Source organism: Gillisella taibaishanensis (assembly GCF_001938985.1).
Taxonomy (GTDB): Bacteria; Pseudomonadota; Alphaproteobacteria; order Rhizobiales; family Rhizobiaceae; genus Allorhizobium; species Allorhizobium taibaishanense.
Genome location: NZ_MKIN01000021.1, coordinates 452,307 through 473,752 on the forward strand (window position 1 = coordinate 452,307; position 21,446 = coordinate 473,752).

A 21,446-nucleotide genomic window follows, 5' to 3' on the forward strand; every position below is an offset into this window, starting at 1 on the left:
GGGCTGATCCTATCGGTAACGAATGCGCGGATCGGAGATCGCCAGCAGGATGTCGGAGACAATCGTGCCAAGAATGGTGAAGACGCCGAGAATGAGGATGAAGCTGCCCGACAGATACATGTCCTGGCTCTGCAAGGCCCTCAGCAACAGCGGTCCCGTGGTCGGCAGATTGAGGACGACCGACGTAATGACGTCACCTGAGATCAGCGCCGGCAGCGCCCAGCCGATGGTGGAAATGAACGGGTTGAGCGCGACGCGAACCGGATAGCGCCAGATCACCGCCCATTCCGTCAGGCCCTGCGCCAGCGCCGTCTCGACATAGGGCTTGTTCAGCTCATCGAGCATGTTGGCGCGCACGACGCGGATCAGGCCGGCCGCACCGCTGGTGGCCAGCACCAGGAGCGGAATCCAGAGATGGCCGAACATATCGCCGACCTTGGCGAGGCTCCAGGGCGCGTCCTGCATCTGCGGCGAAAACAGCCCGCCGACATTCATGCCCATCCACGAATAGGCGACCCACATCAGGATCAGCGCCGACAGAAATTCCGGAAAGCCACGACCGAGAAAGCCGAAGATCGTGAAAAAATAGTCGAGAAAGGAATATTGCCGCGCCGCCGCGTAGACGCCGATGGGGATCGCGATCACCCAGGTCAGCAACAATGAGGCAAAGGAGATCGCCACCGTCAATGCCAATCGGCTCCAAATCAGGTTCGAGACCGGCTGGTTATAGGTGAGCGAGGTACCGAAATCGCCGTGCAGGACGATATTGCCGATCCATGTCCCGTATTGCTCATACATCGGCCGATCAAGCCCGAGCTGATGGCGCAGGCGCTCCTCGGTACCCTCGGGCGGGGTATCGCCATTGGCGCGCATTTCAGCGACCAACGCGGTGGCATAGTCGCCGGGCGGCAGCTGGATGACCGTGAAGGCGGCGATGGAAACCAGGAACAGCATGGGAATGGCCCAGGCAAACCTGTTCAGGATATAGGATGTCATCGCGTCCTCTCGACATTCGCCTTTTGACTATGCATCACCTTTTCCAAACTCGGCGGAGAACTCCGTTTGGGTCGATGCATCCTTGGGGCTTCGACCACGTCCCAAGGGGACGTGGCGGCCCACTTACAGCGGGCCGCCAACCGATCACTTCTTGAAGTAGAGCTGTGCGGGGATGGCATTGCCTTCGTTGCGCAGCGCCTCTTCATTGGTCATCACATCGGGAAAATTGCCGATCTTGTTGCTGACCACGAAGGGCGTGACGGATTCGCCGACGATGCCGATCATCCAGACATTGGCCTTCATCACATCAAGCATTTCCTTCATGTGCATGTTAGCTTCGTCCACCGTCTTGGAACTCGATGCTGCCGTCCAGGCTGCAAACAGCTTGCGGATCGGATGGTCCTTCGGCGGCTCCGTGCCAGCCTTGCCGTTCGAATTGAACCATTCGAAATAAGCGTTGGCGTAGGATTCACGGCCGAGCAGCAGGGTCGGATCGGCCTGCGGCATCAGCAATCGGTCGGCATAGGCGGTGGCGATATCGAAATCGCCGGTCTTGATGTGCTGCAGGCTGGCGGTTTCATCAACGGAGCGGATCAGACCCTCGATGCCGATCTGCTGCCAGCCCTGGCGAATAACTTCGACCATTTCAGGCGGGATATTCTCATCGATGGTCTGAATGACAAGGCTGAGACGCTTGCCATCCGGACCGGTACGGAAACCGTCGGCACCCTTCTTCAGACCGATTTCGTCCAGCAACTTGTTGGCGCGGTCGGTGTCGAGTTCGGTCCACTTCTTTTCGAATTCCGGATCGTAGTAAGGCGATCCCTTGGCCGGAGCAGCCGCCCTTGGCGTGGCAAGGCCGGAAAACACGGTTTCGTTGACCGCTTCACGGTCAATAGAAATGCTCAAGGCCTCGCGGAAGCGGATATCGTCAAACAGCTTGCGCTTCACCTCATTCGTATCGTTGATATTGGGGATGATCGCGAGGTTCTCGCCGCTCTTCCAGGGATGGACGGTGTAGTTGCCGGCCTTTTCATTTTCCTTGAGCAGCGGATAGTCCCGCGCCTCGACGAAGCGCGACTGGAAGTCGATCTGGCCCTGGACGATCATCAGGCCGACGGCCTGGTGATCCTGGAAGATCTTGGCCTCGATCCGGTCGATATAAGGCAGCTGGTTGCCGGCCTTATCGGTCGCCCAGTAATAGGGATTACGCTCGAAAACGATGGTGCTGGCCGGTGGCGGCGTTACCACTTTCCAGGCGGTGACGACAGGAAGATCAGGGTTGAGCCACCAAGCCTGGATCACGCCCTTCAGATCCCAAAGCGCCCGCCAATCCGGCACGCCCTTCGCCTTGACGATGGCGTTCAGCGCCTCAGGCGTCGAATATTTCGGCAGAAACTGTTTCAGGTAATGGGCCGGCTGGATGAAGCTCGGCTTGTCGAGACCCGGCCAGCCGGTAGACTGAACCGCCAGCACATAGGGAAACAGGGCGTATGGCTTGGCAAAGCTGACCTTGAATGTATGCGCATCGACAATATCGAGCTTCATCGGCTTGCCGTCGGAAAACAGGAAGCCGGGCGGATTGGGATTGACGTCCGGATTGAGGAACAGGTCCTCATACCAGAACTTCACATCCTCTGTCGTGACAGGCACGCCGTCGGACCACTTCATGCCGTCAAGCAGCGTGAAGGTAAATTCAGTGGAATCGGCATTGGCCGACCAGCTTTCGACGAAACGCGGCACCAGTTCGACCTTGCCGTCGAGGGTTTGCTGCAGCTTCAGTGCGCGCTCCTCAACCAGCTTGGTGGCGCCCATGCGGTCGCCGATGCCGCTATAGGCGCGGCGCAGCGTGCCACCGTAGGTGCCGATTTCGCTGTAGACGGGAATGATCGCCGGCTTCTTCGGCAGGCGCTGTTCGACAGGCGGCAGCTTGCCGGCATCGACCTGCGACTTCAGCATCGGCGCCTCGCCGAAGGCGTAGGCATTGGTCAGCGACAACATCACGCCAAAACCACCGCCAACCCATTTCAAAACGCTTTTCTGCATCATGTTTTCCTCCTGATGGCCATCGGCGAACAGCACCGCGTTCACGCGATCGTGGGCCGGGTGCACCTGACTGTTCCCTTGCAGGTGAGACGGCGGATGATGGAAACACAGCGCCTGCCGCGATCAGAAAGACCGCGATTGACACTGCAACCTGTTGTCTTGTCAGCCTTGGCTCGGCTTGACCCGAGACTGTCCTGGCCGTGTGGAAACGCCTCCTCCGCATTTCGCAATCGCCGCAACGAAGGCGGTTTTCACACCCAAACTTCTTAATTGGTTCGTTGACATGACGAACGAAATAGGAAACGAAGTCGGGTGTCAAGTCAATTTGTCGCGCAGCTAAAACCCGGCATCGACTGCGCAGAGAAGGTCACCCAGCTACTCCTGGCCTCGCTTTGCCATCCTCAGACCCAAGACCAGTTCGGCTTGACAGGCGCAACGACGAACCGTAATAAGTTCGTCAACACACCGAACGAAATAGGGAGGCGACCGTGTCCAGTTCGACGGAACTTCTGGAAAGCGTTGTAAGCCCTTTCAAGGCCAAACCCGACGGTGGCTACGTGATCGGCATCGATCTCGGCGGCACGAAAATCCTGGCCGGCATCGCGGGAACTGACGCAAAGGTCATCGCCAGACACGAAGAGCCGACCCAACATGGCGACGGCGCGCCGGTGCTGGCACAGATGGCGCAGGTCATCACGACACTGCTGACTACGGCCGGCGCTTCCCCTGCAGATCTCGACCATGTGGTGATCGGCGTGCCCAGCGCTGTCGACCCGCAGACCGGCCTTTCCTCCCTCTCCCCCAACCTAGCCTTGCCGGCCGACAAGCCCTTGGCAGACCTGATGATGGCCTTGGTCGGCGTGCCCGTGACGGTGGAAAACGACGTCAACCTGGCCGCTTGCGGCGAGGCGTGGCTGGGGGCGGGCCAAGGCCGTGACTCGCTGGTTTTCATCGCCTTCGGTACTGGCGTAGGCATGGGTCTCGTACTCGCCAATACCCTTTGGCGGGGTGCGGCCGGGCGCGCCGGGGAGATCGCTTATCTTCCAGTGGGCGACGACCCACACCAACAGGCACCGCTGTCGGAAAATGGTCTTTTCGAAGATGCTGTCGGCACGTCAGGCATCCGCCAGCGTTTTGCGGCAGACGGCGAGACAGTCGCCGATCTCTTCGCCTTTGCCCGCGCTGGCAATCCCGAGGCCAAGGCTGCCATCGACAGTATCGCCAAACAGGCATCGACAGGCATCGCGGCGGTTCACGCGCTGCTGGATCCCGCCGTCACGGTCATCGGCGGCGGCATCGGATCTCAACCCGAATTCTTCGCACTGCTGAAGACCTATCTCGTGCCGCTGCTGCCTTTCGAAAATCCCCTGCTGCCAAGCCAGCTTGGAATGGACGCAGGCATGATCGGCGCCATCGCGCTGGCGCTGAAGAACCGCCAGTCTCACTTACATCACATCGATCGCGCCGATTATAAAAGGGGAAGGACATGACCGAGGCCAAGGCTGAAGCAATCGCAAGAGCACGGCCGGACGGCCTCGCCGAGAGCGACATGGCCCTGCAATTCGCCTTCATGGCGCCGCGCCTGCAAGGCGATCTGCTGCCGGAGGGCAAGCTGGAACTGTCGCTGTGGGGATGCGGCCGGATCGCCAACGTCATGCTGGAGCCCTGGACCGGCCCCTTTGTCTATGCGCCGAACCGCTTGCGCACACCGAGCCAAAGTCTCCACATCGCGCAGTCAGCGCCCGTTCTGGTGCTGACCGGCAGCCGGATCAAATCCGCCCGTCCTGCGCGGCGCTGCGCCTGGTGGGGAACGCTGACACAGCCCGAGAAAGTCATGCGCAGCGGGTGCCGGCGAACGCTTCGGACCGACTGGGGCGTCGCCATGATCGAAGATCGGGGCAATGGCGTGGTCGTCATTGCGGTCGGCGCCAGCGACACCGAGGCGGAACGCGCCCTGGCCCTGCCGGTCGAGACTATTATCGCAGAATGCGATGCCCATGTCGCCAGGTGCGATCTGCTGCCACAGGCGCCGCCGATGCTGCGTAGCATGGCCATCCAGAGCGCGCACGCCTCGCTGTCGAGCATCCGCCGGGCGGAAGACGGTAGCTTCCTTGGGCTTGCGGCCGGCCAGGCCTATAGCGCGCCAACCCGGACCTATTACCGCGACGGCTATTGGACGCTGCAGGCGCTGCTGCATCTCGACACCGAAGCCGTGCGCGGCCAGATCGACCTCCTGGCGACAGGCATCCAGCCGGACGGCGAAGCGCCGAGTGGCGTCATCCTCACCGGCCCGAAACAGGGCGAGGAATGGGAAAAATTCCGCACCACCTCGGACGATTACCGGATGGAACATCTGCGCCGCACCGATTGGTGGAGCGACCATTTCGACAGTCCGCTGTTCTTCATCCTGACGATTGGTGACTATGTCCGCACGACCGGCGACGAGACCGTCGTCGCCCGCCATTGGCAGACGGTAAAGGCCATCTTCCGTCGTTACCAAGGCTTCGACACCGCAGGCAATGGCTTGCCGGTCAAGCCGCGCCATGACCGCGACTGGGCGGACAATGTCTATCGTCACGGCTATGTGGCCTACGATCTCGGCCTGTGGATCGGCGCGCTCGATGCAATTGCTGCCTTCGGGAAAAAGCAGGATGCTGCGCTTGCCGAAGAAGCGGCTCAGACCGCCATCAAAGCACGGGCATCTCTGGATGAGGCGCTGCTGACGTCGCAGGGATGGTATGCCGATTATGGCACCAAGCAAGATTTCCTCGAAGATCACCTGACGCTGGATAGCCTGACTTTGCTGCGGTTCGACGCGGTCTCACCAGAGCGCGCCCGCTTTATTCTCGAGCAGGCCGCTGAACTCCTGGAGACGCGCAACAACGACCGCCAGCCCTATGGAGACTGGGGCGTGATGTGCGCCTGGCCGCCTTTCAAACGCATTAGCGATACCCGCGCCAAATCGGCCTTCGCCTACCGCTACCACAACGGTTCGGACTGGCCCTATCTCTCCGGGCTCTATGCCGAACAAAGATTGAAATACGGGCTGGACGGCTGGGATTATCCACTGCTACGCTGGTGGCAGACCAGTCTCGACAATGGCTGGATCGGCTCCGTCGAATATTTCTCGCCCCCCTTCGGGCGCGGCTCTTTGTTACAGGGCTGGACCGGCATGCATGCCGCAGCCATTCTGGAATACCGGCAGCAGGTGGAGGCGGCGATTGCTTCCGGCGCTACCGTTTAAAGCGGTCCAGACCTAATAGAATTCGACGGCAGCGGGCGAGATTGAGAAATCTCGCCCGTTTTGGCTTTTGGACGCCATACCGAATTCGGTAGTTTCAGCAACGGCTTAACATGTGAATGCTCAGGCGCGGCCATCCGGCGGGCGGCAACGGCTCCGCGTGACTTCATCAATACATTGACAGCAAGTCGCATACTAACATATTACTCCTCACGGGAGCACCTTTTCGAGGGTGGAAATATGGGAGGTCCGCATGGTCACGATCAATAGAAGAACCTTTATGGGCACGGCCGCTGGTGTCGCCGGCCTGAGCCTGATGCCGCGGTTGGCTGGCGCTGCGCTAAAGCAGCCAGCAAGCCCGGTCACCATCACCGTCGCCGACGTCGCGGGCAATCTGGCGCTGACGCAGGGCATGTTCGAGAAATATGCCGCCGCCAAGCCGCAATGGGTATCGCGCTTTGCCTTTACCAAGGCCCCTGCCCCGGAACTGCCGTCGAAGCTCAAGGCGCAGCAGGCCGCAGGCAAGGTCGATATCGACCTCGTTCTGACCGGCACTGACGCATTGGCTGCCGGCCTCTCGCAAGGGCTGTGGGTTGATCTCTCCGCCCACAAGGCCGACCTGCCGGATCTGGAAAAGATCCTTTTGCCGCAGGCCTTCAAGATGCAGGCGCTGGCCAAGGACCAAGGTGTTGTCGTCACCTATTATCCGTCCGGCCCGCTGATCGAATATATGCCTGACAAGGTCAAGCAGGTACCTGGCACCGCCGAGGAACTGCTGGCCTGGACCAAGGCCAACCCGAAGCGCTTCATGTATGCCCGTCCTGCCAATTCCGGCCCGGGCCGCACCTTCCTGATGGGCCTGCCCTATCTGCTCGGCGACAAGGATCCGAAGGACCCGGTCAATGGCTGGGCCAAGACCTGGGATTACCTCAAGGCGCTCGGCGAGAATATCGAATATTACGGCACCGGCACCACGCAGGTGATGAAGGAACTCGGCGAAGGCACCCGCGATATCGTCGTCAGCACCACCGGCTGGGACATTAATCCGCGTGTGCTCGGTATCGTGCCTGAAGAAGCCAAGGTAGCGACGCTCAAGGGCTTCCACTGGGTCACCGACGCCCATTACGCCGTCATTCCGAAGGGCGTGTCCGACGAAAAGCTCGCCGTGCTCCTCGACGTGATCAACTTCATCCTGCAGCCGCAGCAGCAGGCAATTGCCTTCGACGACGGCTATTTCTATCCGGGTCCGGCGGTCAAGGACGTGACGATTTCCATGGCGCCCAAAAAGAGCCAGGACGCGATCTCTGAATTCGGCCGCAAGGAATATGACGGCTGGATCGCCAACAACCCGCTGGAAGTGCCGCTCGATCCGGCCAAGATCGTCGATGCTTTCCGCATTTGGGATGAAAAGATCGGCGCCGCCAAGGGCTGAGCGCCATCCACTTCAATTTGCCCCGCCGCGGCTGTCGTGGCGGGGCCTATACGCATCATCCCCGCTACATTTCTCCCGGATCTCAGGCGGCCAGCCATCAAGATCCGGGACGGCTTGCCTATTTTATTTCGCAGACAGGAGATTGCCTTGGTCTCGCCAGCCCCTCTATCGACGCCACCAGTTGCCCAACCCAAACAGGGGGCGAAGCTTGAGCTTGTCGGTCTTCGCCGCGCCTTCGGAGCCTACAAGGCGCTCGATGGTATCGATCTCGCCATCGAGCCCGGCGAATTTATCGCCCTGCTCGGCCCTTCCGGCTGTGGCAAGTCCACGGCGCTGAACTGCATTGCCGGCCTGCTGCCGCTGACCGGCGGCGAGATCAGGGTCGGCGGCCAGCGCATCGACCAATTGGAGCCGGAAAAGCGCGGCTTCGGCATGGTGTTCCAGAGCTATGCACTGTTTCCGCATATGAGCGTGCGCCGCAATGTCGGCTTCGGTCTTGCGATGCAGGGGATCAAGGGTGCGGAGGCGGATCGCCGCATCGAGGCTGCTCTCAATCTCGTCCGTCTCGGCTCGCAGGCGGACAAACTGCCCGGTCAGCTCTCCGGCGGCCAGCAGCAGCGCGTCGCCATTGCCCGCGCCATCGTCATCCGTCCGCCCGTGGTGCTGATGGACGAGCCGCTCTCCAATCTCGATGCAAAGCTGCGTCTGGAAATGCGCGCCGATATCCGCGCCATCCACGATCAGATCGGCTCGACCACGATTTACGTCACCCACGACCAGGACGAGGCGCTGTCGATGGCCGACCGGATCGTGGTGATGAGCCAGGGCCATATCCGTCAGATCGGTACGCCCGAAGATCTCTACATGCGCCCCAACCACGTCGATGTCGCCGATTTCATGGGCTTCCGCACCAGGGTTGCCGGTCGGATCACCGCCGTATCCGGCGATCAGGCCCAGATCGATGCGGCAGGTGCTACGATCACAGGCACGATCCGCGAGCCGGTCTCTGTCGGCGATCCTGCCGTGCTCAGCGCCCGACCAGAGGATCTGATCGCGGTTGGCGATGGCAGCGGTATTCCGGTGACTGTCAAATCCATGGAATATCGCGGCCGCGCATTCTTTGGTGCCGCCGAGGCACACAACGGCGCGGAAGTGCATTTCCGCTCCGATAGCCTGCTGCCGCGCGGCACGGCCACCAGCGTGCGCCCGGCCGAAGGCCGCGCCCTGATCTTCCGGGGTGACGCATGAGCGACACATCTCTGCGCGTCAGACTTGCGGCCAAGGGTCTCGACGGCACGACACTGATGGTCGTTCCGGGCCTTCTCGTCATCCTGGCTCTGTTCATCTACCCCTTCGTCTATGGCGTGATCGACTCGCTGACGCCGTCGGAAGGGGCCTGGTACACGAATTACGTCACGTTCTTCACCGACCAGTTCCAGTATCGCACCATTGGCGCGACGCTTTGGCTGGCGCTGCCGGTCACTATCGTCAATCTGGCGCTGGCGCTGCCAATCGCGTTTCGCGTGCGGTTGATGACCCGCCAACGGCTGTTGACCACCATTCTCGTGCTGCCGGTCACGCTCGGCACGGTGTTCATTGCCGATGGCTTGCTGACCTTTCTCGGGCCACAGGGCTGGTTCAACCGCACGCTGATCCTGATCGGCATTCTCGATACGCCGATCAAGCTCACCAACAATTACTGGGGCGTGTTTGCCTCGTTGCTGATTTCGGGCTTTCCCTTCGCCTTCCTGCTAACGCTCTCCTACGTGACAGGCATCGATCCGGCCATCGAGCAGGCAGCGGCCACGCTCGGCGCCAATGCCCGCCGGCGGTTTACGAAAGTGTTCCTGCCGCTGCTGGTGCCGGGGCTTGCGGTTACCTTCTGCCTGTCCTTCGTCCAGGCGTTTGCAGTCTTTCCCTCAGCCGTGCTGCTCGGCGCGCCGGCGGGACCCACCAGAGTGATCTCGATTGCCGCCTATCAGGCTGCCTTCGAGCAATATAACCACTCGCTCGGGTCAGCCATCGCCATCATCATGGGCATCGTCGAACTGTTGATCGTCGCCGCCGTGTTGACGCTGCGCTCCTTTTTCTATCGCGGCCCCGTCGCCGGAACGAAAGGATAATCCATGATCCGCGATCAAGGCCTCGGCTCGAAACTCTGGCGCACCGGCGTCTGGGCGCTTGCCATTCTGTTCATCCTCAACCTCGTCGCAGTCATCGCGTCTGTCGTTGTCAATTCCTTTGCCCGGCGCTGGCTCGGCACCTGGCTACCGACCGGCTGGACCACGCGCTGGTATTCCGATGCCTGGGACGAGTTTCAGCTGTCGAGCGTCGTCAGCGTTACCTTCCAGATTACCTTTACCGTGGTGATCATTTCCGGCCTGCTCGGCGTCATCACCGCTTACGCGCTGGCAAGGCGCGAGTTTCCCGGCAAGCGGCTTGTGATCCTCACCTTCCTGCTGCCGCTGCTGGTGCCGCCGCTGACCTACGGTATTCCTCTTGCGACCGTTCTCTACAAGGTCGGGCTTGGCGGAACGTTCTGGGGCGTGGTGCTCATCAACCTCGTACCATCGCTGCCCTTTGTTATCCTTGTGATGATCCCCTTCATCGAGCAGATCGATCCGCGCATCGAGGCCGCCGCCCGGGTGTTTGGTGCCGGCACCTGGAGCCTGTTTATCCGCATCCTCTTCCCGCTGCTTTTGCCCGGCATGCTGGCAGCGCTGCTGCTGGTGCTGGTGCGCACCATCGCCATGTTCGAGCTCACCTTCCTGATTGCAGGCCCAACCACGCAGACCCTGGTCGTTTCCCTCTACTATGCCGTCTTTGCATCAGGGGTACGGGCCTCGCAGTCCATCGATGCCATGGCCGTGGTCTATATGGTGACGACACTGTTCTGGCTGGTTATCGCCCTGCAATTCGTCAGTCCGACCCAGATTGTCGCCCGGGCAAAACAGCAACCGGCAGCCTGATCGCAGGTATTTATTCTGCGGCAGCAACTGACGGGCGCCAGACCGGCGCCCGTCATCGATCTGCATAAAAAACTTCATCGTGACGTCACGGAAGCGTAGCCGATCCATCACAAATGCCCGTTAGAACCCCCCTCAATTTCCGGGGGTCAATCGGAAGTCTTTTCCTGAAAAGAGGCATTTGCGATGAAAAACTACGCTTTGAAGACGCTGCTTGCCGGCATGTTGGCAGCCACCGCGCTGGGTGCAACACCCGCCTTTGCCGAAAAGGTCAAATTCGAGTTCTGGTACGGCCTGTCGGGCGATCTCAGCGACCGCGTCCAGGAAGCCTGCCATAAGTTCAACGACAGCCAGGCCGATTACGAAGTGGCCTGCGTCTCGCAGAACACCTATGACGCGACACTGCAAAACACCATTGCCGCCTACCGCGCCAAGAAGCAGCCCGCCATTGCCCAGATCTACGACGCCGGCACGCTGGATATGATGCTCTCCAAAGCATTCATTCCCGCCAAGAAACTGATGGCCGACAACGGCTATAAGATCGACTGGAACAACTATTTCAGCGGCATCGCCAATTATTATGCGACGGAGAAGGGTGATCTGGAGTCCTTCCCGTTCAACTCCTCGACCGGCATGTTCTATTACAATCTTTCGGCATTCGAGAAGGCCGGCATCGACTTCAAGCCAGACACCTGGGAACATGTCGAGGAAGCCGCCCGCAAGCTGAAGGCTGCCGGCTATGATTGCCCGCTGGCCTTCAATTTCGATCCCTGGACCATGCTGGAGCAGTATTCGGCCATCCACAACCAGCCGATTGCCAGCGAAGCCAATGGCTACAAGGGTCTCAACGCTCAGCTGGTCTTCAACAAGACCAAGTTCGTCGACCATGTAAAATTCTTCAAGAAGATGCAGGATGAGAAGCTGTTTGTCGTCAAGACCAAGCAGCTCGGCATGGACGTGGTGCCTGCCTTCACCTCGCAGACCTGCCAGATGATGCAGACGTCGATTGCCGACCACGGCACCGTCGGCAAGACTCTGCCGGACGGCGTCAAGTGGGAGGTCACCATGCTGCCCGTGGACAAGGGCACGGAACGTCGCAATTCGCTGGTTGGCGGCGCCTCGCTCTGGGTTCTCGCCGGCCGTCCGCAGGCTGAATACAAGGGCGCTGCCGCCTTCCTCAACTTCCTCGGCACGCCGGAAATGGGCCAGTGGTGGTCGACGGTCACGGGTTATATCCCCGTCACCAAGACCGGCTTCGATGCGATGAAGGCCAATGGCTTCTATGACAAGGCGCCGTACAAGGGCCGGGAACTGGCGATTGCCAGCCTGACCTATACGCCAACCTCGGAAAACACCCGCGGCATCCGTCTGGGCGGCTTCACCCAGATCCGCATGGAAGTCACCACCGCACTTGAAGCGATCTTTATGCAGAATGCCGATGTGCAGAAGCAGATCGATACGGCTGTCGAGCGCGGCAACGACGTTCTGCGCCGCTTTGAAAAGACCTATGCGGGCCAGAAGCTCGACTGATCGAGTTTCCCCTCTCCGGAGCCTGCCCTGCGGCGGGCTCCTTCTTCTTTTCGCCTTTGACTCGATTGGTTTTCCATGGACAAGCGCTCGGTTTTCAAAAGCTGGTGGCTGCCGACGGCCTTTGCAGCGCCGCAGCTTCTGCTGATCTTCCTATTTTTCTACTGGCCCGCTGTGTCAGTGGTAAAATGGGCCTTCACGCTGGAGCCACCTTTCGGCGGCGCGGCGGAATTCGTCGGCTGGGCCAATTTCGTGGAAGTGTTTGCCGATCCGCTCTACTGGAGTTCGGTCACAGTTAGCCTGATCTTTGCCTTTTGCGGCGCCTCCGTCGCCATTCTGATCGGGCTGGTCCTCGCGCTCGCGGTCGATCGCGAATTGCCCGGCTCAGACCTGTTCCGCTTCGTCTACATCCTGCCGTTCGCAATTGCCGGCCCGGCTGCGGGCATGGCCTTCCGTTTCATTCTCTCCCCGGAACGCGGGCTCCTCGCGCCGCTCAATGCGCTCTACCCAGACTTCTGGAACCCGGCGAAATACAGCGCCCACGCGCTGATCCTCGTCATCATCATCTTCATCTGGAAATGGGCCGGCTATACCTTCATCTTTCTTCTGGCTGGCCTCCAGTCCGTGCCGCGCTCGCTGCTTGAGGCAGCCTCCATGGATGGGTCCGGGCCTATCCGCCGGGCCATCGACATTCAGGTGCCGCTGTTGGCGCCCACCCTGTTCTTCCTGCTGGTGACGATGATGACCGAGGGCTTTGTCGGCTCCGACACCTTCGGCATCGTCGAGCGCACCACAGGCGGCGGCCCCAACCACGGTACGGAAGTCATGGTGCTTCGCATCGTGAACGAAGCCTTCCAGGGGCTGAACTATTCCGGCGCTTCAGCCCAGAGCATCGTCCTGATCGGCCTGATCATGATCTTCACCTTCATCCAATTCCGCTTCATCGAGAAGCGCGTGCATTACAAGTGAGGCGGCGATGATCCAGCGTACTCCCTGGTCGAATGCCCTGACCTATACTTTAATGGTTCTCGGCTTCCTCGTACTGATCGGCCCGTTCATTGTCATCATTTCCGGCGCAAGCCAGACCATGGTGCAGATCAATGCGGTACCCTTCAATTTCGTGCCGCAGGACCAATTCCTGGTCAATCTGAAGACGGCCTGGACCCGCGCCAATCTCGGTACGGCCATGCTCAACAGCTTCGCCATGGCTGTCATCGTTACCTTCGGCAAAGTGGCGCTGTCGGCAATGACCGCCTTTGCCATCGTCTTCTTCCGCACCCGGCTGAAGCATGTCTTCTTCTGGGTGGTATTCATCACCCTGATGCTGCCTTTGGAAGTGCGGGTCGTGCCGACCTATAGCGTTGCCGCAGACCTGTTTCAGCCGTTCAAGCTGCTGATTGGCGCGCTGACAGGTATCGAAATCTCCGTAGACTGGAACCTGCTCAATTCCTATGCCGGCCTGACCCTGCCGCTGGTCGCAACGGCCACAGGCACTTTCCTCTACCGGCAGTTCTTCCTGACCTTGCCGGACGAGCTTGCCGAAGCCGCCCGCATGGATGGCTCCGGCCCGGTGCGCTTCTTCTTCGATATCCTGTTGCCGCTGTCGCGCACCAATATGCTGGCGCTCACCACCATCATGTTCGTCTATGGCTGGAACCAGTATCTCTGGCCGCTTCTGATGGTTACGGACCCGTCTTACACCACGGCGCTGATGGCACTGCGCAGCCTTGTGCCTTCCGACAACGGCACGCCGGACTGGAATGTGACCCTTGCAGGCTCGCTGATCATCATGGCGCCGCCGCTTCTTCTCGTCGCGGTGCTGCAGCGCTGGTTCGTGCGCGGCCTGGTTTCTACCGAAAAATGATCAAGACCAAGAAAGTTTAACCACAATGGCTGACATCCAGATCCGCGACGTCCGCAAATCCTACGGCAAGACGCCGACGCTGCACGGCATCGATCTTGTCTTTGCCTCGGGCGAATTCGTCGTCATCCTCGGCCCATCCGGCTGCGGCAAGTCTACTCTGCTACGCATGATCGCCGGGCTTGAGGACATCACCTCGGGCGAAATCGCCATCGATGGTCGCGTCGTCAACAAGCTCGAGCCGCGCGAGCGCGGCTGCGCCATGGTCTTCCAGAATTACGCGCTCTATCCGCACATGACCGTCGCCGGCAATATCGGCTATGCTCTGAAGGTCGCTGGTGTGCCGAAGGCCGAACGCGAGCGGCGCATCGCCGAGACCGCCAAGATCGTCGGTCTCCAGGATTATCTGGACCGCCGCCCGGCCGCGCTGTCCGGCGGCCAGCGCCAGCGTGTCGCCATGGCACGTGCCATCATCCGCGAGCCGAAAGTGTTTCTGTTCGACGAGCCTCTGTCCAATCTGGATGCCAAGCTGCGCGTCAGCATGCGCGCCGAAATCCGCAAGCTGCATCAGCGGCTGTCGGCCACCTCGGTGTTCGTTACCCATGACCAGGTCGAGGCGATGACGCTGGCGGATCGGCTAGTGGTGATGAACCGCGGCCATGTCGAACAGGTTGGCCGGCCCCTCGACATCTATCACCGTCCCGCCAGCACCTTCGTTGCCTCCTTCATCGGTTCGCCGGCCATGAACCTGTTCAAGACCCGCGTCGAAGTCGAAACAGCCACCGTGCGGCTCGGCGAAGCTATGGTCGACATCGATCCGGTCGCTGCCCATGTGCTGCGCGGTCGCGATATCATCGTCGGCATCAGGCCCGAGCAATGCAGGCTCGCCGCTCCCGGGGAAAAGGGTATTCCGGCGATAATCGAATTCGTCGAGGAGCTCGGCACCGGCCGGATGGTTCATTGCGACATCGCCGGAGAGGCGTTTGCCGTCGCCGTGCCTGAAGAGGCGGAAGTCGCAGCCGGAGATCGGGTCACGCTGACGCTGCCTCTGCAGCAACTGCATTTCTTCGACAGCGAAAGCCAGAAACGGATCGAGCTGTCGCCCGTGCCTTTGCCCGCCCAGCCCAAAACGGCTGCCGGCCTTTCTACCTTGATCCAACCCACTGGAGTTCATTCATGACCGAGATCATTTCAGCCATCGGTTTTTGCAATCGCACTGGTCATGGCGACCTGACCACGCTCGATGCCTCGCTGCGTGAAATCGCCGATACCGGCGCAACAGCCTGCGAAATCGGCATCTACGGCGAGGAAATCGTCTCGGGCGGTCGCATTATCGAGGATCGCACCCAGCGGGTTGCCGACATCGTCAGCCAGTATTCGTTCAAGAAGCTATCGCTGCACGGCCAGATCAGCTCGAATTTCATGGACCGCGAACATCTGCATTTGCAGAAGAAGGTCGTGCGGGCCATGCTGGAACTGTGCAACCGGCTTGGTGCTGGCATTCTCGTCCATCATTCGGGCGCAACCCAGTTGGCCGATGGCGTCAACGGCCCCGATCTCGACAAGATGGAGCGCGAGGCGCTGGCCGAGATGGCCGATGTCGCCAAGGGATATGGCGTGCGTATCGCGCTTGAAAACATCTTCACGACGGAATCCGGGCAATATCGCCAGACCCCGGCGCAGGTGGGCGAAACAGTCAAGGCCGTCGGCCATGACAACCTTGTCGCCCTGATCGACTTTTCCCACGCCTATATCGAATCCACTTTCAAGGGCCTGGATTTCCGCGAGCAACTGCGCGCCATGGCGCCGGTCACCGGCCATCTGCATGTGCATGACAGCTTTGGCCTGCCCTATACGATGAAGGAATTCTTCCATCGGGCCGAAGCAACCGCGCTTGGGATTGGTGACCTGCATCTACCGATCGGCTGGGGCGACATTGCCTGGGACGAGATCTTCGCCGAGCTCACCTTCCTGCCGGACACCACGCTGATCATGGAAATCGGCGCCGAGCGTTTCCTCGACCAGCAGCCCGCCTGCCTCGAGCGCGCCCGCGGTCTGGCGCATCTTGTCAACGCGGCCTGAGAACAGGCAACTTTGATCATCTATGAAGCGTCCCGCTAGCGGGACGCTTTTTTCATAAGCAACCTATTCCTGAGGTTTCACCTGATCCCATATCCGCACGAGATCGGCGACAGAGCGGGCATTGAGCTTGCGCATCAGATGGGCGCGACGCACCTTGACGGTGATTTCGCTGACGCCGATCGCACCGGCGATCTGCTTGTTGAGCAGTCCCTGGACCACCAGTTCCATCACCTCGCACTCGCCCGGCGTCAGTTTTTGCCAAAGCGCCATGAGATCCGCCGAAGACTGAGCCTGCCGGCGGTTCTGGCTGTCGAGTGCGATGCCCTGCTGGATCGCATCGAGCAGGTCTTGATCGCGAAACGGCTTGGTCAGGAATTCGATGGCGCCGTTCTTCATCGCCTTGACCGACATGGCGATATCACCGTGGCCGGTAATGAAAATGACAGGCAGCTTCAGGCCAAGCCGCTCCATCTGTTGTTGGAACTCAAGCCCGCTCTGACCCGGCATCCTGACGTCAAGCACCAGGCAGCCGGGCGCATCGACAAGCGGCGTGGCTAGAAAGTCCTGAACCGAGCCATGCGACCGCACCTGTAGGCCGACTGAGGCCAGAAGATCCTCCAAAGCGACCCGCACCGACAGATCGTCATCCACGACATAGACAATCGGCTCTCCAGCCGTTTCCGTTACAAGACCATCCGTCATGCGCCCGCGTCCTCCGCACCGATCTCTCCTGGTCCGCCACGGGCGTGATCCGCCGCCAGCAGGCTGAACTGCACGACCGTGCCCATACGATGCGCCGAGACAACCGAAATGCGGCCGCCATGAGATTCGACAATCGAACGGCTGATGGCAAGCCCTATGCCCATGCCTGTTTCCTTGGTGGTCCAGAAGGCTTCGAACAGATGATCGAGCGCATTCTGCTTCATGCCGATGCCGGTGTCGGCAACAGCCAGAACGATGGTTCCTGCGCCGTCGCGCGACGTCGAGACCGTCAGCTCCCGCTTGAAGCTCGGGACGCCAGCCATTGCCTCGATAGCATTGAGCAAAAGATTGCTGATCACCTGCTGAATCTGGATCTTATCGGCCATGACAAGCGGCAAATCGTCGGCAAGCGCGATCCGCAGGGCAATGCTATTAATCTCGATCTCGTGTTCGGCAAGACTAAGCGCCTCGACCGTCGCCTCGTTGAGATCGAACGGTTCCTGTTGCGGCGGTCCGCTCTTTGCTAAGCGCCGCACCCGCACGATGACGTCACTTGCCCGCTTCGCGTCAGCGCCAATGCGCTCCGCCGCCTGGCGTGCCCTCTCAACATTCGGCGGCGTATGATCGAGCCATCGGCGGCAGGCATCCGCGCTGGTCGATACCGCCGCCAAGGGCTGGTTGACCTCGTGGGCGATGGAGGCGGTCAACTCGCCAAGCCGCGTCAGCCGCGCCATGCGGGAAAACTGCGCCTGTGCGTCATAGATCGCCGCCTGAGCCGCGACGATCTTCAGCGCGAGATAGGTGGTGATGCCGATGGCGCAGGTGCTGATGCCGCAATTGAACAGCCCGCTCTCGAACGAACCGCGCCGCGTCAAAAACAGGCTCAACACCGTCAGCCCAATGCAGATCAGCGCCAGAACGGCGACGCCGCGCATCGACAGAAAGCCGATGGCGATCAAGATGACGGCGATATAGAAAACCGAGAAGGCGATTTCGAAATTGGTGATTGTATCGGCGGCAAAGATGCAGCCGAGCAGGAACAGGATGAAAACAGCCCGCAGCCTCGGCCGGTTCTGATGCTGGGAAAGCAAAGTGTGTTTCATCGTCAGAAGGTCATTGCTTTCGCTTTGGTACTTTGCGGACGCTTTTCAACGAGCCTCGCGGCGGCAATTCAATCCACCTAGGCCTCGTCTGCCAACCTATCCGGCAAATGCCCGGCAGCAATAGCCCGGGCAGCAAATATACAAAGGTATATCGAGCCTATGCCTAAACCATGGCCGTCTTTCCTCTTGCAAACTGGCACCAGCCAATCCGCCAAACTATAGGATTACCAGGCCTTTAGAGATCGCAGATCGATAGTTAATGGCCGTTCATGCCACCGATTGCCCGATCCTGAAATTGCAGCACCGGCCTTCCCATGCCGGCTCGCGACATAAAGGCTGCTCCCATGATCCATCCGAAATTTGCTCCGCTCGCCATCCGGCGATCCATCCTGCCAAACCACTGGGACCTGATGGCCTTGCTGCTGATCATCGGCGCCATCGTTCTGTTCGTCTATGGCGAGAGGGTTACCTCAGTCCCCCTTTCGGCGCTCGATGCGGCGCCATTATCGCTCGACCCCAGCAATCTGCCGATTTACGCGCTGCGCACTATCCTGCGCATGCTGGCGGCAATCGCGTTTTCGCTGATCTTCACCTTCATCTACGCCCCCGTTGCCGCCAAGAGCCGCCGGGCGGAAATGGTGTTGGTCCCTGCGCTGGACATCCTGCAATCGGTGCCGATCCTGGGCTTCCTTACCTTCACCGTCACCTTCTTCCTCAACCTGTTTCCCGGCCAGGTTATTGGTGCGGAACTGGCCTCGGTCTTCGCGATCTTCACCAGCCAGGCCTGGAACATGACGTTCAGCATGTACCAGTCGATGCGCAGCCAGCCCAAGGACCTGGAAGAAGCCACTCGCAGCTTCCAGCTCAGCGGCTGGCAGCGGTTCTGGCGCCTCGACGTGCCCTTCGCCATGCCGGGCCTCGTCTGGAACACGATGATGTCGATGTCCGGCGGTTGGTTCTTCGTGGTCGCCTCCGAAGCCATCACCGTCGGCAATACCACCATCACTCTGCCCGGCATCGGCTCCTACGTGGCGCTCGCTATCAAGGAGCAGAATATCCTCGCGGTGTTTTATGCCGTCATCGCCATGCTCGCCGTCATCCTGCTCTATGATCAGCTGATGTTCCGCCCGCTGGTCGCCTGGGCCGATAAGTTCCGCTTCGAAACCACGACCTCGGGCGTGGCTCCGTCCTCCTGGATGCTCGACCTGTTCCGCAAAGCCCGTGTCACCCGCATGCTGACGGCACCGCTGCAGTGGATCGGCCGGCTGGTCTGGACGTTGCGCCTGCCAAAGCTGCCCCGCTTCGGATCGAAATCGGCAAGCACCACCACCTCCCGCGCCATCGACTGGCTGTGGATCGGGCTGATCGCCGTAGCCTCTGCCTGGGCTGCCTATATCAGCTTCGATTACATGCGCGCCAGTATCGGCTGGTCCGAGATCCCGACGGTGGTGCTCTATGGCTCGATCACCCTGCTGCGCGTCATCGTACTGATGGCGATTGCGACAGTGGTCTGGGTTCCCGTTGGCGTCTGGATCGGCTTGCGGCCGAAGCTGTCCGAAAAGGTACAGCCGCTGGCACAGTTCCTTGCCGCCTTCCCGGCCAATATCGCCTTCCCGGTCTTCGTCGTGGTCATCGTCCATTTTGGCCTGAACGCGGATATCTGGCTGAGCCCGCTGATGATCCTCGGCACCCAGTGGTATATCCTGTTCAACGTGATTGCCGGCGCCAGCGCCTTTCCGAGCGATCTCAAGGAAGCGGCCCGCAGTTTCCACATCAGCGGCTGGCGCTGGTGGTTCAAGGTGATCTTGCCCGGCATCTTCCCTTATTACGTCACGGGCGCCATCACCGCCTCGGGCGGCTCCTGGAATGCCAGCATCGTTGCGGAAGTCGCGAGCTGGGGTGACACGCAGCTGACGACACCCGGCCTCGGCTCCTATATCGCCAATGCCACGACAGCAGGCGATTTCCCACGCGTCGTCCTCGGCATCATCGTGATGTGCACCTTCGTCACGCTGTTCAACCGGTTGGTCTGGCGCCCACTCTATGCCTATGGCGAAAGCCGCCTGCGCCTGGGCTGATGCCCTAAGCCCTGTGGCCGGGGATGACAGACATAACCGGCTGCGTCCAAATTGCTTATCCTATCAGAGGTTTGTTCCCATGCTCGATATCATCGCAAAAGCTCCGCTGATCGACATCGCCCAGGTCTCGCGCTCCTTCCCCAAGGCCAGCGGCAACGACGTCACCGTGCTTGAAAATGTCGATCTGTCCATCAAGGAAGGCGAAATCGTCGGCCTGCTCGGCCGCTCCGGCTCTGGCAAGTCGACCCTGCTGCGCATCATTGCCGGCCTGCTGTCGCCATCATCGGGCAGCGCCAAATATCGCGGCACCGACATCGACGGCCCGCCGCCCGGTGTCTCCATGGTCTTCCAGTCCTTCGCCCTGTTTCCGTGGCTGACGGTTCTGCAGAACGTCGAACTCGGCCTCGAAGCCAAGGGCGTTGACCGCGCCGAGCGCCGTTCGCTGGCCCTTGCCGCCATCGACTTGATCGGTCTCGACGGCTTTGAAAATGCCTATCCTAAGGAACTTTCAGGCGGCATGCGCCAGCGCGTCGGCTTTGCCCGGGCGCTGGTCGTGCATCCAGACCTGATGCTGATGGACGAGCCCTTCTCCGCTCTCGACGTGCTGACGGCTGAAACGCTGCGCACGGACATGATCGATCTGTGGATCGAAGGCCGGCTCCCGATCAAGTCGGTGCTGATCGTCACGCACAATATCGAAGAAGCGGTGCTGATGTGCGATCGCATCCTGGTCTTCTCCTCCAATCCGGGCCGGGTGGCGCGCGAATTGAAGGTCGACCTGCCGCATCCGCGCAATCGGCTCGATCCGGTGTTCCGTCAGTTGGTCGACAGCATCTATGCGCTGATGACCGCTCGTGCCGAGCCGCGCCTGCCCGCAATGGACGGCATTCCCGGCACCGGCATGGGCATGGTGCTGGAACCGGTCTCGACCAACATCCTGTCGGGCCTGATCGAGGCTCTGGCCGGTGCACCCTACAATGGCCGGGCCGACCTGCCGGTTCTCGCGGGCACGCTGCAGCTGGAAGCCGACGAGCTGTTCCATCTCGGCGAAGCGCTGCAACTGCTGCGGTTCGCACATCTGAGCGAAGGCGATCTGGTGCTGACAGAAGCCGGCACCCGCTTTGCCCATATGGAAACCGATGCCCGCAAGCGGTTGTTTGCCGAGCATCTGGTTACCTATGTGCCGTTGATGGGCCTGATCCGGCGCGTGCTCGACGAGCGGCCGACCCATACGGCACCGGCCGCCCGCTTCCGCAACGAGTTGGAGGACTACATGAGCGAGTCCTATGCCGATGACACGCTGAAGACCATCGTCTCCTGGGCGCGCTATGCCGAGCTGTTCGCCTATGACGAACGTACGGAAATGTTCAGCCTGGAAAATCCTGAGTAAGCCAAACGAAAGGACGGCGTCT

The 21,446-nt window shown here is 60.6% G+C and carries 17 protein-coding genes; 13 read left to right on the top strand and 4 right to left on the bottom strand.

All coding sequences use genetic code 11. The features are described from left to right. Positions 1 to 9: 9 nt before the first annotated feature. A complete protein-coding gene (locus tag BJF91_RS09215; RefSeq protein WP_075614188.1) occupies positions 10 to 996 on the bottom strand; it encodes an ABC transporter permease in 987 nt (328 codons plus the stop codon). 144 nt (positions 997 to 1,140) lie between these two features. Continuing rightward, positions 1,141 to 3,045: an ABC transporter substrate-binding protein gene (locus tag BJF91_RS09220; protein ID WP_234801581.1), complete on the bottom strand. Its 1,905-nt coding sequence runs from the start codon at positions 3,043 to 3,045 to the stop codon at positions 1,141 to 1,143. Positions 3,046 to 3,530: 485 nt separating this feature from the next. Between BJF91_RS09220 and BJF91_RS09225 the strand changes: the two genes are divergently transcribed. The 11 genes from BJF91_RS09225 to BJF91_RS09275 all read left to right on the top strand — a co-directional run bounded on the left by BJF91_RS09225 (position 3,531) and on the right by BJF91_RS09275 (position 16,151). Beyond that, positions 3,531 to 4,532 carry an ROK family protein gene (locus BJF91_RS09225; protein ID WP_234801582.1) on the top strand — a complete coding sequence of 334 codons (1,002 nt, stop codon included), beginning with the start codon at positions 3,531 to 3,533 and terminating at the stop codon, positions 4,530 to 4,532. Further along, positions 4,529 to 6,286, top strand: coding sequence for an amylo-alpha-1,6-glucosidase (locus BJF91_RS09230; RefSeq protein ID WP_139310642.1), 1,758 nt, complete (start codon positions 4,529 to 4,531; stop codon positions 6,284 to 6,286). The genes BJF91_RS09225 and BJF91_RS09230 overlap by 4 nt, the downstream gene beginning before the upstream one ends. Positions 6,287 to 6,536: 250 nt before the next feature. Beyond that, positions 6,537 to 7,715, top strand: a complete 1,179-nt coding sequence (locus tag BJF91_RS09235; RefSeq protein ID WP_075614189.1) for an extracellular solute-binding protein — start codon at positions 6,537 to 6,539, stop codon at positions 7,713 to 7,715. 147 nt (positions 7,716 to 7,862) lie between these two features. Next, positions 7,863 to 8,963, top strand: coding sequence for an ABC transporter ATP-binding protein (locus tag BJF91_RS09240; RefSeq protein ID WP_075614190.1), 1,101 nt, complete (start codon positions 7,863 to 7,865; stop codon positions 8,961 to 8,963). Next, positions 8,960 to 9,838, top strand: coding sequence for an ABC transporter permease (locus BJF91_RS09245; protein WP_075614191.1), 879 nt, complete (start codon positions 8,960 to 8,962; stop codon positions 9,836 to 9,838). The genes BJF91_RS09240 and BJF91_RS09245 overlap by 4 nt, the downstream gene beginning before the upstream one ends. A 3-nt stretch (positions 9,839 to 9,841) precedes the next feature. Further along, a complete protein-coding gene (locus BJF91_RS09250; protein ID WP_075614192.1) occupies positions 9,842 to 10,684 on the top strand; it encodes an ABC transporter permease in 843 nt (280 codons plus the stop codon). A 183-nt stretch (positions 10,685 to 10,867) separates the two neighbouring features. Next, positions 10,868 to 12,211 (top strand): extracellular solute-binding protein, encoded by a 1,344-nt coding sequence (locus tag BJF91_RS09255; RefSeq protein ID WP_075614193.1) that lies wholly within the window; start codon positions 10,868 to 10,870, stop codon positions 12,209 to 12,211. A gap of 75 nt (positions 12,212 to 12,286) precedes the next feature. After that, positions 12,287 to 13,177 carry a carbohydrate ABC transporter permease gene (locus BJF91_RS09260; protein ID WP_075614194.1) on the top strand — a complete coding sequence of 297 codons (891 nt, stop codon included), beginning with the start codon at positions 12,287 to 12,289 and terminating at the stop codon, positions 13,175 to 13,177. 7 nt (positions 13,178 to 13,184) lie between these two features. Continuing rightward, complete coding sequence (locus BJF91_RS09265; protein ID WP_075614195.1) at positions 13,185 to 14,072, top strand: ABC transporter permease subunit; 888 nt, start codon at positions 13,185 to 13,187, stop codon at positions 14,070 to 14,072. Positions 14,073 to 14,097: 25 nt separating this feature from the next. Continuing rightward, positions 14,098 to 15,249, top strand: a complete 1,152-nt coding sequence (locus tag BJF91_RS09270) for a sn-glycerol-3-phosphate import ATP-binding protein UgpC (protein WP_075614196.1) — start codon at positions 14,098 to 14,100, stop codon at positions 15,247 to 15,249. Further along, positions 15,246 to 16,151: a sugar phosphate isomerase/epimerase family protein gene (locus BJF91_RS09275; RefSeq protein ID WP_075614197.1), complete on the top strand. Its 906-nt coding sequence runs from the start codon at positions 15,246 to 15,248 to the stop codon at positions 16,149 to 16,151. Before BJF91_RS09270 ends, BJF91_RS09275 begins: the two co-directional genes overlap by 4 nt. A gap of 63 nt (positions 16,152 to 16,214) precedes the next feature. On the opposite strand, the gene BJF91_RS09280 is transcribed toward BJF91_RS09275, so the two are convergent. Beyond that, the gene (locus tag BJF91_RS09280) at positions 16,215 to 16,853 is read right to left on the bottom strand and encodes a response regulator transcription factor (protein WP_075614198.1); all 639 of its coding nucleotides are present in this window, start codon (positions 16,851 to 16,853) and stop codon (positions 16,215 to 16,217) included. Further along, complete coding sequence (locus tag BJF91_RS09285; protein ID WP_075614199.1) at positions 16,850 to 17,956, bottom strand: sensor histidine kinase; 1,107 nt, start codon at positions 17,954 to 17,956, stop codon at positions 16,850 to 16,852. The genes BJF91_RS09280 and BJF91_RS09285 overlap by 4 nt, the downstream gene beginning before the upstream one ends. Positions 17,957 to 18,300: 344 nt before the next feature. Between BJF91_RS09285 and BJF91_RS09290 the strand changes: the two genes are divergently transcribed. Both BJF91_RS09290 and BJF91_RS09295 read left to right on the top strand, forming a co-directional pair. Then, positions 18,301 to 20,034: an ABC transporter permease gene (locus BJF91_RS09290; RefSeq protein WP_075614554.1), complete on the top strand. Its 1,734-nt coding sequence runs from the start codon at positions 18,301 to 18,303 to the stop codon at positions 20,032 to 20,034. Positions 20,035 to 20,113: 79 nt separating this feature from the next. Further along, positions 20,114 to 21,424, top strand: coding sequence for an ABC transporter ATP-binding protein (locus tag BJF91_RS09295; RefSeq protein WP_075614200.1), 1,311 nt, complete (start codon positions 20,114 to 20,116; stop codon positions 21,422 to 21,424). Positions 21,425 to 21,446 lie beyond the last annotated feature (22 nt).

Excerpts from the sequence above, each read along its gene's own strand:
- BJF91_RS09215 (WP_075614188.1), bottom strand. The coding sequence starts at position 996 with ATGACATCCTATATCCTGAACAGGTTTGCCTGGGCCATTCCCATGCTG.
- BJF91_RS09220 (WP_234801581.1), bottom strand. The coding sequence starts at position 3,045 with ATGATGCAGAAAAGCGTTTTGAAATGGGTTGGCGGTGGTTTTGGCGTG.
- BJF91_RS09230 (WP_139310642.1), top strand. The coding sequence starts at position 4,529 with ATGACCGAGGCCAAGGCTGAAGCAATCGCAAGAGCACGGCCGGACGGC.
- BJF91_RS09235 (WP_075614189.1), top strand. The coding sequence starts at position 6,537 with ATGGTCACGATCAATAGAAGAACCTTTATGGGCACGGCCGCTGGTGTC.
- BJF91_RS09245 (WP_075614191.1), top strand. The coding sequence starts at position 8,960 with ATGAGCGACACATCTCTGCGCGTCAGACTTGCGGCCAAGGGTCTCGAC.
- BJF91_RS09250 (WP_075614192.1), top strand. The coding sequence starts at position 9,842 with ATGATCCGCGATCAAGGCCTCGGCTCGAAACTCTGGCGCACCGGCGTC.
- BJF91_RS09255 (WP_075614193.1), top strand. The coding sequence starts at position 10,868 with ATGAAAAACTACGCTTTGAAGACGCTGCTTGCCGGCATGTTGGCAGCC.
- BJF91_RS09260 (WP_075614194.1), top strand. The coding sequence starts at position 12,287 with ATGGACAAGCGCTCGGTTTTCAAAAGCTGGTGGCTGCCGACGGCCTTT.
- BJF91_RS09265 (WP_075614195.1), top strand. The coding sequence starts at position 13,185 with ATGATCCAGCGTACTCCCTGGTCGAATGCCCTGACCTATACTTTAATG.
- BJF91_RS09270 (WP_075614196.1), top strand. The coding sequence starts at position 14,098 with ATGGCTGACATCCAGATCCGCGACGTCCGCAAATCCTACGGCAAGACG.
- BJF91_RS09275 (WP_075614197.1), top strand. The coding sequence starts at position 15,246 with ATGACCGAGATCATTTCAGCCATCGGTTTTTGCAATCGCACTGGTCAT.
- BJF91_RS09280 (WP_075614198.1), bottom strand. The coding sequence starts at position 16,853 with ATGACGGATGGTCTTGTAACGGAAACGGCTGGAGAGCCGATTGTCTAT.
- BJF91_RS09285 (WP_075614199.1), bottom strand. The coding sequence starts at position 17,956 with ATGAAACACACTTTGCTTTCCCAGCATCAGAACCGGCCGAGGCTGCGG.
- BJF91_RS09290 (WP_075614554.1), top strand. The coding sequence starts at position 18,301 with ATGATCCATCCGAAATTTGCTCCGCTCGCCATCCGGCGATCCATCCTG.
- BJF91_RS09295 (WP_075614200.1), top strand. The coding sequence starts at position 20,114 with ATGCTCGATATCATCGCAAAAGCTCCGCTGATCGACATCGCCCAGGTC.